The following is a 13,264-nucleotide window of genomic DNA, read 5'->3' on the forward strand; positions in this document are numbered from 1 at the left end:
GAGATGTATGGGGTTCCCAAGAGGCTTGAGGTTCCAAACGCGACGCCAACTGATCTGTTCAGAAAATCCGAAAATACCGGGGAATTCGCCGGTCTGAAAGTGCCTATGCAGATGCGGTATGTGGAGCAAGCGGCACTGGAAGGAGGGGGTGGTATGCAAGGGGGCAAAGTTCGCATTGTTCGTGATCCAGAGCTTATCGGTAAAGATTTGTACGGATATACGCATTCGAATGGATCGATTGATCTTTACCCAGATGCATTCACAAATATCGAACAACTTGTGAAAACTCTTGGCCATGAACGGACTCACACAATGCAAATTGATCCCTATGGTCATCCGAATAGATTTGCTGGCGATCATCTGTGCATGAATCAAGAACTCCGATTCAATGAAAATGCCGCTCATGGTATTGAGGACAGCTTTTGGCAGTACTACCAGAAAAACAAAACAGGACGGCTTTGGGGGGGGAATAATGAGCAAGAACATCACTTACATCGACTGGGTGAAGCACTTACCTATTGGTGATGCCGAATATGAGCAGTGCTCATGTCCGGTTTGTAATTCTACTGGTCTTGCATATCAGTACTTTGGATTTGCTGATAGCGAATTTGGCTGGAAGTTGGTTTGGTGCCCGTCGTGCATGAATGGTATTCGCATTTCCAGGACAAGGGTTCCTACAGGGGCACAGGTTCTCATTGCTGACGAGGATCAGGAGCAGTTTCTCAATCAACACTCAGAAGTTAACCTAATCGTATAGTTAGCTCGGGCCAAGCCATCTTTGGGAGGGTTTGGTGTTCCAAGCCGTGCAACTGCGCCACGCTACCAAAGCTGCTCATATTTGAAGAACGGTATGACATCTTACAGCGAAGGAACGTTGCTATGTTTAGACTAATAGAAGATGAATTCAACTATTCTGATGAGCAAGTTTGTCTCTGCAAGGATAAGTCTTTTAGCAAGTTTAATGGATGAGTCCAGAGGCTTGTTCGCCCTAACAGTTGATGATTCTCTACTTCTGCTAGTGGCCTTTATGGCAAACAATTTGGATGAGCGACTGCGTTGTGGGATAACTTTCTTTACACAATTCATGGGTAAATTATTTGATTGCCCATTACTCGTAGTGGGAATTAACGTATGAATGTCGAAATTAAAAACTGGGGGAGGTTGTTGCGGGGTTTGGGGCTTTACTGATGAGTGATGGTTAAAAAATAGAGTGGCTTGTGCTTAATCATCAGGTGGAGGATGGTTGGTTATGGTTTGCCGTTGTGTGGTCTTAATGTCTGGAGGGGCGTAGCTCACTTGCATTAATGAAAGAAATTTTAGTCAACTTCAGATGGCCCAGTGTTTGAAGCAGAAGTGATATTGAGAGAGGCGCAGAAGCTGATTCATAGTCAGTAGCGTAGGTAGGTCCTCTAGCTTGCCTACGCAGTATCTAATTACACAGTTTTGTCGTTGTGTGGTTTTTTGTAAAGAAAATTAATTATGAGTTTTGTTGAGAAAATTATTGCGGCTGGGTTGAGCAAGGGGCGCGAGATAGTTGGCCTCTCTGACATGGAGGTGCTAGAAGTTGAAAGCGCTCAGGGTGTTAAGTTGCCAATGATTTATCGTGGTTTTTTACAAGAGTGTGGTAAGGGGGCTGGGTTGTTTGAGAGGGGGGCTGATTTTTTTTACCCCACAATAAAGAGCTTGAAAGAAGAGTTAAGTGAAATGCTTGCAGAGGAGGGGATGGATTTTTGCATTCCTGAAAATGCATTTGTTTTCTCGGCTTATCAAGGGTGTCAGTATTGTTTCTTTTTGTGTTCAGGCAATCAAGATCCTCCAGTGTATAAGATTGATGATGGAGGTGGAACTGCTGTAATAATTTCCGATTCTTTTTCTCAGCACGTTGCGAAGGCAATTTCGGATTACAAAAGGGTGTTTTTTCATAAATAGCCAGCAAGTAGCGTGGGCAAGCCAAAAGACTTGCCCATGCGCTACCTTGACATCACTAATTTTGGCGCGCCGTAACTTATAAGCCCAAGCCCCTGCCAAAGCCCCACTAGGGACTTTGGTCGTTCATGAGGCTCAAGCTAGTTCCTGCATCTGCATCGTAGTTTGCTGCAAGCTATGGGCGAAAGGCTCCACGGCCGTACGGTGCACTCGCAGGGTGTGACACCCGGCTATAAGTCCCTCCATTTGTGCACTTAGCCGTCGGGCATCGCGCCGCGTATGAGGCGGCGCCGCTGGGTTCAATGGCTAGCCAGGGCGTGGCGATGGCGATGGGGATGCAGGACCGCTTCTCCTGGGGTCAGGTGGGGTTGTCGGCGTTCTCGGCGGCGGCGACCGCCGGCCTGGCGGGCGCGTCCAACACCTCCTCTTTGTCGGCCTTTGCCGGCAAGGGGCTGGGCGAGACGGTGACGCGGACGATGGCGGTCAACGCGATGACCCAGGGCGTGGGCTTGGCCACCGGGCTGCAAAAGTCCTTCAACTGGACCTCGGTGGCGGCCAGCGGCGCGGCGGCCGGGGCCAGCGGCTGGATGGGCGACAGCCTGGGTTGGAACAGTTCGGATCCGGTGGCCGGCGTTGGTTATGGCACGTTGCGCGGCCTGGTGTCGGGCGGAATCCAATCGCAACTGACCGGCCAGCGTCCGAACTGGAGCGCGATTGCGGCGGAATCCTTCGGCAGCGCGCTGGGAGACCAGGTGGTGGGCAGCATTCAGAGTAGGGATCAGCAGCGGCAACAGCAGCAACAACGCTTGGCTGACGCGATGGCCGAACAGCTTGCCGAAGCCAAGCAGCCCCGTTACGACACGCGCGGAGTGATGGTGGCGGATGGGGGTAAGTGGTCGCGCGGGCAGGAGATCTTGAGTGATGCCGGGCCGGGCTACTCGGTGGATGGTACGGCCTTGCGACAGGTGAGTCAGCCATTGCAGCCGTTGGCGGTGGACGATTATGATCCGTCCAGAGTTGAAGTGCCTGCACAAATGCGGGAAATGACCGAAGCAGAAGGTTTCTTTGCCTTCAACCCGGTAGGTCAGACAATAAGAGCGGTTGGTCGGGCAGGCATGGGTCTGCTGCGCGAAGGTGATGCTTTCTTTGGGGATGTGCTGAACCGAAGCCAATCTGGTATGGCCAGCTTGTTGGGTATTGAAGGTAATGCAAGCCTGGATGCCCAAAGCCAGTTCTTCCAATCGGCGGATCAGAAGGGGTGGGGGACGACGCTGGGCTACACCGCTTGGGGCATGATGTCTGGTCCGATGCGAACTACTGCTGATTTTGCCAGCGGTTTATACCTACACAGCCCGGACCGAATTGGTCAGTCTGGGTTCGAGTTGTTGTCGATGGGAGCTGGAGGTTTAGCAGCTCGAGGATTGAGATTGACGGGGGCAGGTGAGGGGTGGCCTTTAAATTTTCAAATGGGACCTGCTCATAATGTTGCAAATTATTCTCGTTTGAAGAGTTATTATCGTTCACTTGATTTAGATTATATTTCGCCTGGTGAGTTAAATTTAAATGCACCACCTCCACTTGATTTGAGCAGAGCTTATGTGCCACGTAGTCGTAATGGGGAGGTCCTTCCATTGTTGATGGATGACAGAAAAGTCGTCGTTTACCCAATGGTGGAGGCGGAGGGGAGGGCTCATACTGCTCTTGGCTCTACTGTAAGTGGCCGAACAGGTGTGACTTATAGACAGTCTGCAACATTTATCAATGGTAGTGGTATACCTTGGGGGCGGGTTGATTGGTATGATCATGGCTTGCCATTGGATCATCCGAGAGTACATATCCACCCATTGAAACCTCTTATGAATAAAAGTGGAGTTGTTGTTGATTGGCAACAAGGGAATATCGCCCCATTCTTTGGTCATTGAGGGTTGAAAATGGATGCTATTGTTTTTTTGCTTGTAAATGGAGTGAAGGACTGGGGTTGCGAGAGATTTGAGGCTGCTCATGCTCGTCGATTAAGTGAAATGGGGGTTGATCCAGTTGCTTATAGATGGAGTGATCATATTAATTTGTTGCCTCGCCCCATTCCGCCGGAGCTTGTAAAGCATATTTCTGATTCTGAGGGTTCGTGGCGCTGTTATGTTCTTGAAGGCGATTTCCTTGAAAAAATAGAAGAAGAAGTAAATAATTGGGTAGATGAGTGGGATGTGATTGATCCTGATTTGGGTGGTTTGATTAGAATGGCTTTTTTGCTGTCGCCTGGCGCTGTCTTTGCTTTTGAGCCTCAAGGCGAGGTGGTTGACTATGTTTATAGTCAGAAAAACTCTGATTGGGTTTATCTGAAAATTAGAAGTGTTCTGGATAGGAAGGAAAAATTGGAAGGGTTTATTGCAACTGGGGCTTCTTGAGGTAAGCCTTGGCTCAAGGTCCCTTGTAGGATTGTGATTGTCCAGAAGGGTTATGCCAATTGTGTGCCTGCATCGTAGTCTATTGCAAACAACCAGCGAAGGGCTTCAGCAAGCAATACCTCGGCTCTTACTCCCGCAAGTAGGGTGGGCAAGCCAAAAGGCTTGCCCACGCAGCACCTTGGCAACACCTCTTTGACCGCGCCGTAATTTATAAGCCCAAGCCTCCCCCAAAGCCCCTCGCGGGGCTTTGGGCGTTAATAAGGCTCAAGCCAGTTCCTGCATCTGCCTCGTAGTCTGTTGCAAACGATGGGCGAAAGGTTCCAGCAAGCAATACACCTGCTCGCACTCCAGTGTGCCTAGATTGGGTTGCTCCAACATGGTTACTAGTGTCGTCAAGGCGGTGCTGACTTGGCCGAATTCCAGGCTGAGCAGATGGAGGCTGTGATCGAAATGCTGGCAGGATTCGTCGAGCTGGTGCAGCAGCGGGTCGATTGGGTGGAGCGAGGTATTTTGCTGGCGCAAGTTTTTCAGCTGGAACAGCAAGGTTGACAGGCTTGGGATGTAGTGGGACTGGGAAGGCATGGTGCTAGGCATGGTAAGCCTCCAATAGTGAGCGATGAAGCCCACCGTCCGACGCTAACCGGGGCGGCGGGAACATGGCAGGATTAGCGTTACCGGCACTATGGAACCGGCGCGTGCAAGCACGCTCCCACCATGACCCGCCTGAAAGCAGACGTATCTATAGTGTGTCCGGACAAAAAATGCCGCATGTGCGGCTGTCCGCCATAGTGTTTCGGAACGCTAATCCCGGTGCTATAAACAGCACGGCCGGATTATCACGTGCTTGTGGCGGGGAGGCAAGGGTTTCGCATTGCTTCGAAGCGAAACCTGCGCCGATGGAGCTTGAACCTACGTCATGGCCCGCTACCAGCAACGCGGCCCCTCGGCCGCGCCTCATCCCGCCTTATTTCTTCACGTTGAACGCTTCCAACGCCGCCCGCGCCGCGGCGGCGATCACCTCGTCGCTGTGCTTGGCTTCTTTCTTGGCGTGCTTGGTGTAGACCGCCAGCACGATGGGCGCACGCTTGGGCGGCCAGATCACCGCGAAGTCGTTGGCTGTGCCGTAGACGCCGCAGGTGCCGGTTTTGTCCCCCACATCCCAGCTGGCCGGCACCGCGGCGCGGATTCTGGCGTTGCCGGTGGTGTTGCCTTTCAGCCAGTCCGCCAGCTGTTGGCGTTGCGGCTCCGGCAGCGCCTTGCCCAGCGTCAGCTTTTGCATGCTCTCCGCCACCGCCTTGGGGGTGGAGGTGTCGCGCGGGTCGCCGGGGATGGCGGAGTTCAGTTCCGGCTCCCGGCGATCCAGGCGGAAGCTGGCGTCGCCGATAGAGCGCATGAAGGCGGTCAGCGCGGCGGGGCCGTTGATTTCTTCGAGCAGCAGATTGGCCGCGCCGTTGTCGCTGTATTGCACGGAGGCGGCGTTGAGTTCGGCCACGGTCATGCCGCTTGCCTGGTGTTTGGTGGTAATCGGGGACCAATTAGGCAGAGTCGTCTTGCTGTAGCGGATGCGTTTTTCCAGCAGGCCGGGTTTTGCTTGGCTCTGCGCCAGCACCCCCGCCGCCAGAAAGCCTTTGAAGGAGCTGCACATGGGAAAGCGTTCGTTGGGACGATTGGCCACGGTGGCGCCGGAGCCGGTGTCGATGGCGTAGACGCCGATGCTGCCGCCAAAATCGCGCTCCAGTTTGGCCAGCTTGTCGGCGGCGACGGCGAGCGGGTCCGCGGCGACGGCCTGGGTCAGCGGCGCGGCTAGCGATACGAATAAAATCAGATGCTTGAACATGGTTTGGGTCCTTCTGTCTGGTGGGAAAGTGTGGCGCTATCCTGATGGCGAAGGCTTGGGCTGTAAATCGCGCAAACTGTAACGTCTGTAACTTTTTGCGCCGGCGGCAGCGGTGAGGCGGGGTGTCGCCGCCGGGCGTAATCAGGCGCGGGGCCGTCTGAGGAGGGCTGCGTCATGCCGGCGCAGGCGGCGCGCTTGGGCGAATTCTGGAAGTGCGTCGCGCACCGGCGAAGGTATAAAGCGGCATTCGCCATTTCGCTTGTAGGATTTTCATGCCGGACCTGATCGCTTTTCATCGCTGCGTCGCGGAGCTGTTGCAACACCTGGGTTTTGACGCGCCGGAGCTGGCCGCGGATCAGGAGGTGCTCAGTCTGCAGTTGGAGCAGCGCTTCTCCCTCCATTTTGTCTGTCTCGATCAGGATAGCTGGTTCATGCAGGCGGACCTTGGCGACGCCTTGCCGTCGCCCGGTCCCGCCGTGTTGGCTCAGGCCTTGCGCCGCAATCAGCTGGCGATTCAAGCCTGGCAGCCGGTGGTCAGCCTGGATCAGGACGAGCGGTTGGGCTGCTGGTTGCGTTTGCCGTGCCAGGGCTGCGATTTGCCGTCGATGGCGTCCGCCCTGGACGCCGTGATTGTCTGCGCCGAAGAGTTGTTGTCGGCGGTGGACGAACTTGTCGTTTGTTAAACCCTTGTTCCGCCTATAAGCCCTGATGGGCAAACTCCTAAGAAAAGGACACTCATGAGCACGATTTCCACCCATATCCCCATGCGCGGGCTGCACTCCGCCCAGGCTTTGCGCGAGAGCTGCGCCGATGTGAACGCCGACAAGGCGCGCATCGGCATGCGCAAGGACGGCACTTTGGTGTTGTACACCGGTCGTTCTTATTTGCTGCATCCGGATCAGACCCGACGCGCCAGCGAGTTTCTGCGCCAGCTGGACCCGCAGCAGGCGGAGTCGGGGTCGCGCCGTTTCCGCCTGGTCGATCTGATCACCAGCCTGAATACCGTCTCCAATGGCCGTCGCGCCCAGCCGCAGGCGGATGAGCCGGCTGCCGCTAGCCGCACCCGCCGTTTGCGTTTTGCCGACGAGGCCGTTCCGGTGGCGGAGAAGCGGCCGGTTCAGGCCGCGCCGCGCGCCGAGGCCGATGGCGTCGGCAAGGGTTTCAGCGCCGCCGGCTCTCGCGGCCGAGTGCAGCAGGCCGGGGATATGGTGGTCAAATCCTTCAAGGCGATGGACAAGGGCGCCGTCGCTCATGAGCTGGCGATGTGCAACAGCCATCTCAAGGCTAGCCAGCGGGCCCTGCCGGAGGCGCGGATGCAGGGCGATACGCTGACGATGCCCTTTATCGCCGGCTCGACGCCGACCACGGAGGAGGTGAAGGGCGCGGTGGGCGAGTTGTTCCGCCTGGGCTTCATGATGGGGGACCCGTCGTCGGCCAATTTCGTCAAAACCGAGGGCGGCAAGGTGGTGCCGGTGGATTTTGGCCTGATGTTCAAGACGGGCGAGCGCGGCGCGGTGTGCCGCAGCGTGATGAGCGAGATCGTGCATGACTACGTCAAGGGCGGCTATCGCTTTGTGCCGGAGCCTTTGAAGGGCGATTATCTGGCGGCGATGCGCGAGTTCGATCAGGTGTTGGGCAAGGACAGCCCGGCGCGCAATGTCAACGTCAAGAAGCTGCAGATGGCGGGCTGGTTCAATAAGACCCGCTGACAAAACCCCTGATCCTGCGTTGCGCCGACTTGCCTAGGTCGTAAAACTGAGTTTTGTTAGCCATGGCCCATCCGTCTGATGGGTGGCTGTGGAAACGGCGTGCTCCTGCTCGGGATGCACGCCGTTTGGCTTTCTTTCCGTCCGCGACGCCGGCGCCTTGACGCTGCTTGCCCGGCTCAGTACCCTGTGGCTCGCGCTGCACCCAATCACGCCGCGCCGGGAGTAGAAGCCCAGAGTCACTTGATCGCAGACAGGAGGTGTCCGCTTTGGCACTTCTACGTCTGCTGCCATGCATGCCCATCCTGGGCGGGCCGTGGCAGGGAGCCTTAACGGGCTACCGGTCTTTGGTCGAGTGAACCGGTCTTCTACCCTTGTCACGAGCCTGCTCAAACCTGCCGCTCGAGCGGGCCTTCTCTCAGGAAACGACTTGGAGGCCGCGATGCGATCCTTCCTTTTTTCTCCCCGTTTTTCTCTTGATCCGCTGTCCTGGCCACAGGAGGCGCGGCTATGAACGCCCTATGCGAGGTAGACGAGCGCCGGCAGTTGCTGGGCCGCGTGCTGGACGCGAGCCAGCTGGGGCTGGAGGCTTTGGACCTGGTGATCCCCGCCGTGGAGGCGGCGGAGCGCTTGTGCCTGAGTCTGGATGCCGAGGACGGTGTGCCGATTGCCGGGCTGTGCCGGCTGGTGCGTTGGGCGATGGAGGACTACCACGGCATGCTGGACAATGTGCGCGAGGAGGCGGCCACGGCTTTGAGCGATGAGGGGTGAGAGGGGGCGCTCCGCGAGTCTTGCAATCTCCCGCCCTAGGCGCCGCCGCTCGCTATGGGGCCGGCGTCGGCACCTGCCAGCCGCCGCCCAGCGCGGCGATCAGCGCCACGCTGCCGGCGTATTGCCGGTTCTTCACGTTCCACAGCGTGCTTTCCGCGTTGATGCGGCCGCTTTGCGCGCTTAAGACATTGAGATAGCTGACGGTGCCGGCGCGGTACTGGTTCAGCGCGATGGTTTCCGCGCGCCGGGCGGCGTCCAGCGCGGCCTGTTGCGAGGCGGCTTCCTCGCCCAGCAGTCTTTGCGCGGCCAGATTGTCTTCCACGCTCTGGAAGGCGGACAGCACGGTCAGGCGGTAGCCGGCGACGCTGGCGTCGTAGGCGGCGACGGCTTGCTCTTTCTGGGCGCTGCGCAGGCCGGCGTCGAACAGGCTGAGCGCCAGCGCCGGGCCCAGCGACCAGACGCGGTTGGGCAGGCTGACCCAGTCGGCGAAGCTGGCGCCGCGATAGCCGCCGCTGGCGGACAGGGTGAGGGTGGGGAAGAAGGCGGCCTGGGCGACGCCGATTTCGGCGTTGGCCTGCGCCACAGCGCGTTCGGCGGCGGCGATGTCCGGGCGGCGCTCCAGCAGTTGCGAGGGCAGGCCGGCGGGGATGCTGGGCAGGCGCGGTTCGGCGCCGGCCGCCGGCAGGCTGAAGCTGGCCGGCGTCTGCCCCAGCGCGGCGGCGATGGCGTGTTCCAGCTGGGCGCGGGTCAGCTGCTTGTCCGCCCGCTGCGCCTGGGCGCTTTGCCATTGGCTTTCGGCCTGGGCCACGTTGGCGTCGGAAACAATGCCGGCCTGGTATTGATTGCGGGTCAGCTTCAGCGTTTCCGCCAGCGCTTGTTCATTGGCTTGCAGTTGCCGCAGCTGCAGGTCGGCAACGCTGATTTGCAGATAGGCGGTGGCCAGCTGCGCCTGGGCGCTGAGGCGTATCGCCGCCAGTTGCGCGGCGCTGGCTTGGGCTTTGGCGGCGCCGGCTTCCACGGAGCGGCGCAGGCCGCCCCACAGGTCCAGCTCCCAGCTGGCGTTGGCGCTCAGGTTATAGCTGGTGGACGTGGCCTGGCCGGGGGAACTGACGCCGCGGCTTTGGCCGGCGCTAAGGCCCAGGCTGGGAAAGAGCCCGGCTTCGGCCTGCTTCAGCAAGGCCTGGGCCTGGCGGTATTGGGCTTCGGCCTGGGCGATGCCGGGGCTTTGCCGGTTCAGGGTGTCCATCAACTGGTCCAGCCGCGGGTCTTGGTAGATGCGCCACCAGTCGCCGCGGGGCACTGCATCTTGCGGCTGGGCGCTTTTCCAGCGGCCGTCTTCTTTGTATGCGGCCGGCACCTCCAGCTTGGGCTTGGCGTAGTCCGGGCCCAGCGCGCAGCCGGCCAGCAAGAACGCGCAGGCCAGCGTAAGGCTTTGTGTTTTCATGGGTTTCATTCCTCGGCTCCGCGGTTCAGCGCGGCGCGCGCGGGCCGCCAGCGGCGGCACCACAGCCGGAAGCGGTCCAGATACAGGTAAACGACGGGGGTGGTGTACAGGGTCAGCAGCTGGCTGAGCAGCAGGCCGCCGACGATGGAGATGCCCAGCGGGGTGCGCAGCTCGGCGCCGTCGCCGCGGCCCAGGGCCAGCGGCAGCGCGCCGAACAGCGCGGCCAGCGTGGTCATCATGATGGGGCGGAAGCGCAGCAGGCAGGCCTGACGTATCGCCTGTTCCGGCGTCATCTGCTGTTCGCGCTCGGCGTTGAGCGCGAAGTCTATCATCATGATGGCGTTCTTTTTGACGATGCCGATCAGCAGCAGCACGCCTATCAGCGCGATGACGTTGAATTCGCCGCCGGTGGCGATGATGGCCAGCAGCGCGCCGACGCCGGCGGAGGGCAGGGTGGAGAGGATGGTGACCGGGTGCACCACGCTTTCATACAGCATGCCCAGCACGATGTAGACGGCGATCAGCGCGGCCAGGATCAGCAGCGGCTGGCTGTCCAGCGAGGCCTGGAAAGTTTTGGCGCTGCCCTGGAAGCTGCCGTGAATGCTGCTGGGCAGGCCGACGCCGGCCAGCGCCTGGTTGATGGCGTCGGTGGCGTCGGACAGCGCGGCGCCCGGCGGCAGGTTGAAGGAGACGGTGGCGGCGGCGAACTGGCTTTGGTGGTTGACCGACAGCGCGGTGTTGCCGGGCGCCCAGCGGGCGACGGCGGACAGCGGGGTGGGCTGGCCGCCCGGCGTTTGCAGGAAGATGCTGTCCAGGCCGTCCGGGCCTTGCCAGTATTGCGGCGCCACTTCCATCACCACGCGGTATTGGTTGAGCGCGTTGTAGATGGTGGATACCTGGCGCTGGCCGAAGGCGTCGTTGAGCGCGGCGTCCACCTGGGCCTGGGTCAGGCCCAGCCGCGCCATGGCGTCGCGGTCGAAGACCAGCGAGGTTTGCAGGCCTTTGACTTCCTGATCGGTGTTGACGTCGGCCAGCATGGGCAGCTTCATCAGCGCTTGCTGCACCTTGGGCGTCCATTCGCGCAGTTCGGCCAGATCATCGCCTTGCAGGGTGTACTGGTATTGGGCGTTGCTGGAACGGCCGCCGATGCGGATGTCCTGCACCGCCTGCAAAAAGAGCTGGGCGCCGGGTTCGCGCGCCAGGGTTTTGCGCAGCCGGGCAATGACTTGGTCCGAGCTTTCTCCGCGTTGGCTCAGCGGCTTGAGGCTGACGAACATATTGGCGCTGTTGCGTTGGCCGCCGCCGGTGAAGCCGAGCACGGCGTCCACCGCCGGGTCTTGGCTGACCACGGTGATGAAGCGTTGCAGCTTTTGCTGCATGGCCTGGAAGGAGATGTTCTGGTCCGCGCGTATCATGCCGTTGAGCCGGCCGGTGTCTTGTTGCGGGAAGAAGCCCTTGGGCACCGCCAGATAGAGGTAGACGTTGAGGCCTATGGTGGCGGCCAGGATCAGCATCATCAGCGGGCCGTGGCGCAAGGCCCAGTCCAGGCTGCGGCGATAGCCGTCCAGCATGGCGTCGAAGGCGCGTTCGCTCCATTGAAACAGCCGGCCGGGAGGCCGCTCTTCGCGCGGCTTGAGCCAGCGCGCGCAGAGCATGGGGGTGGTGGTCAGCGAGACCAGCAGCGACACCAGGATGGCCACGGACAGGGTGACGGCGAATTCGCGGAACAGCCGGCCGATCACGCCGCCCATCAGCAGAATGGGAATGAAGACGGCGATCAGCGAGACGCTCATGGACAGCACGGTGAAGCCCACTTCGCGCGCGCCGCGCAAGGCGGCCTGCATCGGTTTCATGCCGTCTTCGATGTGGCGGGCGATGTTTTCCAGCACCACGATGGTGTCGTCGACGACGAAGCCGGTGGCGATGGTCAGCGCCATCAGGCTGAGGTTGTTGAGGGAGAAGCCGGCCAGGTACATCACGGAGAAGGCGCCCACCAGGGACACGGGCACGGTGATGGCGGGGATGGCGGTGGCGCGGCCGTTGCGCAGGAACAGGAAGACCACCAGGATGACCAGGGCCACCGAGATCAGCAGCGAGCGCTCCACTTCCTGCAGCGAGGCGCGGATGGTGGGGCTGCGGTCCATCACCACTTGCATGTTGATGGCGGCGGGGATGGAGGCTTGCAGCTGCGGCAGCAGCGCCTTGACCCGGTCTATGGTTTCGATGATGTTGGCGCCGGGCTGGCGGAACAGCATCAGCATCACCGCCGGCTGCCGGCCCAGAAGGCCGGCGTTGCGCAGGTCCACCACGGAGTCCTTGACCTCGGCCACGTCGGCGATGCGCACCGCGGCGCCGTTTTTGTAGCTGACGATCAGCGGCAGGTAGTCGCTGGCCTTGGTGGCCTGGTCGTTGGCCTGCACCTGCCAGTGGCGCTCGTCGTTTTCCAGAAAGCCCTTGGGCCGGTTGGCGTTGGTGCCGGCGATGGCGCTGCGCACGGTTTCCATGCCGATGCCGTAGTGGTTGAGCTGGCGCGGGTTCAGCTCCACCCGCACCGCCGGCTGCGCGCCGCCGCCCACGTTGACGTCGCCTATGCCGTCCACCTGGGCCAACTTCTGGCCGAGTATGGTGTCGGCGGCGTCGTACATCTGGCCGCGGCTCAGGCTGTCCGAGGTCAGCGCGATGATCATGATGGGCGCGTCGGCGGGGTTGACCTTGCGGTAGGTGGGGTTGGACGGCATGCCGGTGGGCAGCAGCGAGCGGGCGGCGTTGATGGCCGCCTGCACGTCGCGCGCGGCACCGTCGATGTCGCGGTCCAGCTCAAACTGCAGGGTGACGCGGGTGGAGCCCAAGGAGCTGGACGAGGTCATTTCCGTGACGCCGGCGATGCGGCCCAGCGCCCGTTCCAGCGGGGTGGCCACGGTGGCGGCCATGGTCTCCGGGCTGGCGCCGGGCAGGCGCGCGCTGACGGAGATGGTGGGGAAGTCCACCTGCGGCAGCGGCGACACCGGCAGCAGCTTGAAGGCCAGCAAGCCGGCCAGCAGGATGGCCAGGGTCAGCAAGGTGGTGGCCACTGGGCGGCGGATGAAGGGGGCGGAGGGGATCACGAGAAAATCCTCATCGGCCACGGAAACACACGGAAGGACACGGACAAAAACCAGTCATGCAAGAGCTTGAT

At 60.2% G+C, this 13,264-nt stretch carries 11 protein-coding genes; 7 read left to right on the top strand and 4 right to left on the bottom strand.

The genetic code is table 11. The features are described from left to right. The first annotated feature begins 3 nt into the window (after positions 1-3). The 4 genes from JC616_RS09945 to JC616_RS09960 all read left to right on the top strand — a co-directional run bounded on the left by JC616_RS09945 (position 4) and on the right by JC616_RS09960 (position 4,331). The gene (locus tag JC616_RS09945) at positions 4-525 is read left to right on the top strand and encodes a hypothetical protein (RefSeq protein WP_227108007.1); all 522 of its coding nucleotides are present in this window, start codon (positions 4-6) and stop codon (positions 523-525) included. Between the two features lie 954 nt (positions 526-1,479). After that, on the top strand, positions 1,480-1,929 hold the full coding sequence (locus JC616_RS09950; protein WP_227108009.1) for an SMI1/KNR4 family protein: 450 nt from the start codon (positions 1,480-1,482) through the stop codon (positions 1,927-1,929). A gap of 245 nt (positions 1,930-2,174) precedes the next feature. Further along, complete coding sequence (locus JC616_RS09955; protein WP_227108010.1) at positions 2,175-3,848, top strand: hypothetical protein; 1,674 nt, start codon at positions 2,175-2,177, stop codon at positions 3,846-3,848. Positions 3,849-3,857: 9 nt separating this feature from the next. Beyond that, a complete protein-coding gene (locus JC616_RS09960) occupies positions 3,858-4,331 on the top strand; it encodes a hypothetical protein (protein ID WP_227108012.1) in 474 nt (157 codons plus the stop codon). 264 nt (positions 4,332-4,595) lie between these two features. On the opposite strand, the gene JC616_RS09965 is transcribed toward JC616_RS09960, so the two are convergent. Both JC616_RS09965 and blaCRH read right to left on the bottom strand, forming a co-directional pair. Further along, a complete protein-coding gene (locus tag JC616_RS09965) occupies positions 4,596-4,925 on the bottom strand; it encodes a hypothetical protein (RefSeq protein WP_227108014.1) in 330 nt (109 codons plus the stop codon). A 370-nt stretch (positions 4,926-5,295) separates the two neighbouring features. Further along, positions 5,296-6,168, bottom strand: a complete 873-nt coding sequence (gene blaCRH, locus JC616_RS09970; RefSeq protein WP_227108016.1) for a CRH family carbapenem-hydrolyzing class A beta-lactamase — start codon at positions 6,166-6,168, stop codon at positions 5,296-5,298. A gap of 272 nt (positions 6,169-6,440) precedes the next feature. On the opposite strand from blaCRH, the gene JC616_RS09975 reads away from it, so the two are divergent. From JC616_RS09975 to JC616_RS09985, 3 genes are all read left to right on the top strand, one after another. Continuing rightward, complete coding sequence (locus JC616_RS09975; protein ID WP_081544576.1) at positions 6,441-6,851, top strand: CesT family type III secretion system chaperone; 411 nt, start codon at positions 6,441-6,443, stop codon at positions 6,849-6,851. Positions 6,852-6,905: 54 nt separating this feature from the next. After that, positions 6,906-7,877, top strand: a complete 972-nt coding sequence (locus tag JC616_RS09980) for a protein kinase family protein (RefSeq protein WP_227108018.1) — start codon at positions 6,906-6,908, stop codon at positions 7,875-7,877. A gap of 507 nt (positions 7,878-8,384) precedes the next feature. Beyond that, on the top strand, positions 8,385-8,645 hold the full coding sequence (locus JC616_RS09985; RefSeq protein ID WP_227108020.1) for a hypothetical protein: 261 nt from the start codon (positions 8,385-8,387) through the stop codon (positions 8,643-8,645). A gap of 52 nt (positions 8,646-8,697) precedes the next feature. Here JC616_RS09985 and JC616_RS09990 read toward each other — a convergent pair whose 3' ends face one another. Then, positions 8,698-10,089 (bottom strand): efflux transporter outer membrane subunit, encoded by a 1,392-nt coding sequence (locus tag JC616_RS09990; RefSeq protein WP_227108022.1) that lies wholly within the window; start codon positions 10,087-10,089, stop codon positions 8,698-8,700. 5 nt (positions 10,090-10,094) lie between these two features. Further along, positions 10,095-13,193: a multidrug efflux RND transporter permease subunit gene (locus JC616_RS09995; protein WP_227108024.1), complete on the bottom strand. Its 3,099-nt coding sequence runs from the start codon at positions 13,191-13,193 to the stop codon at positions 10,095-10,097. Positions 13,194-13,264 lie beyond the last annotated feature (71 nt).

Source organism: Chromobacterium rhizoryzae (assembly GCF_020544465.1).
In the GTDB taxonomy this organism is placed as follows: domain Bacteria; phylum Pseudomonadota; class Gammaproteobacteria; order Burkholderiales; family Chromobacteriaceae; genus Chromobacterium.

Bases quoted from the DNA above. Each gene is read 5' to 3' on its own strand.
- JC616_RS09945 (WP_227108007.1), top strand. From the start codon at position 4: ATGTATGGGGTTCCCAAGAGGCTTGAGGTTCCAAACGCGACGCCAACT.
- JC616_RS09950 (WP_227108009.1), top strand. From the start codon at position 1,480: ATGAGTTTTGTTGAGAAAATTATTGCGGCTGGGTTGAGCAAGGGGCGC.
- JC616_RS09960 (WP_227108012.1), top strand. From the start codon at position 3,858: ATGGATGCTATTGTTTTTTTGCTTGTAAATGGAGTGAAGGACTGGGGT.
- JC616_RS09965 (WP_227108014.1), bottom strand. From the start codon at position 4,925: ATGCCTAGCACCATGCCTTCCCAGTCCCACTACATCCCAAGCCTGTCA.
- blaCRH (WP_227108016.1), bottom strand. From the start codon at position 6,168: ATGTTCAAGCATCTGATTTTATTCGTATCGCTAGCCGCGCCGCTGACC.
- JC616_RS09975 (WP_081544576.1), top strand. From the start codon at position 6,441: ATGCCGGACCTGATCGCTTTTCATCGCTGCGTCGCGGAGCTGTTGCAA.
- JC616_RS09980 (WP_227108018.1), top strand. From the start codon at position 6,906: ATGAGCACGATTTCCACCCATATCCCCATGCGCGGGCTGCACTCCGCC.
- JC616_RS09985 (WP_227108020.1), top strand. From the start codon at position 8,385: ATGAACGCCCTATGCGAGGTAGACGAGCGCCGGCAGTTGCTGGGCCGC.
- JC616_RS09990 (WP_227108022.1), bottom strand. From the start codon at position 10,089: ATGAAAACACAAAGCCTTACGCTGGCCTGCGCGTTCTTGCTGGCCGGC.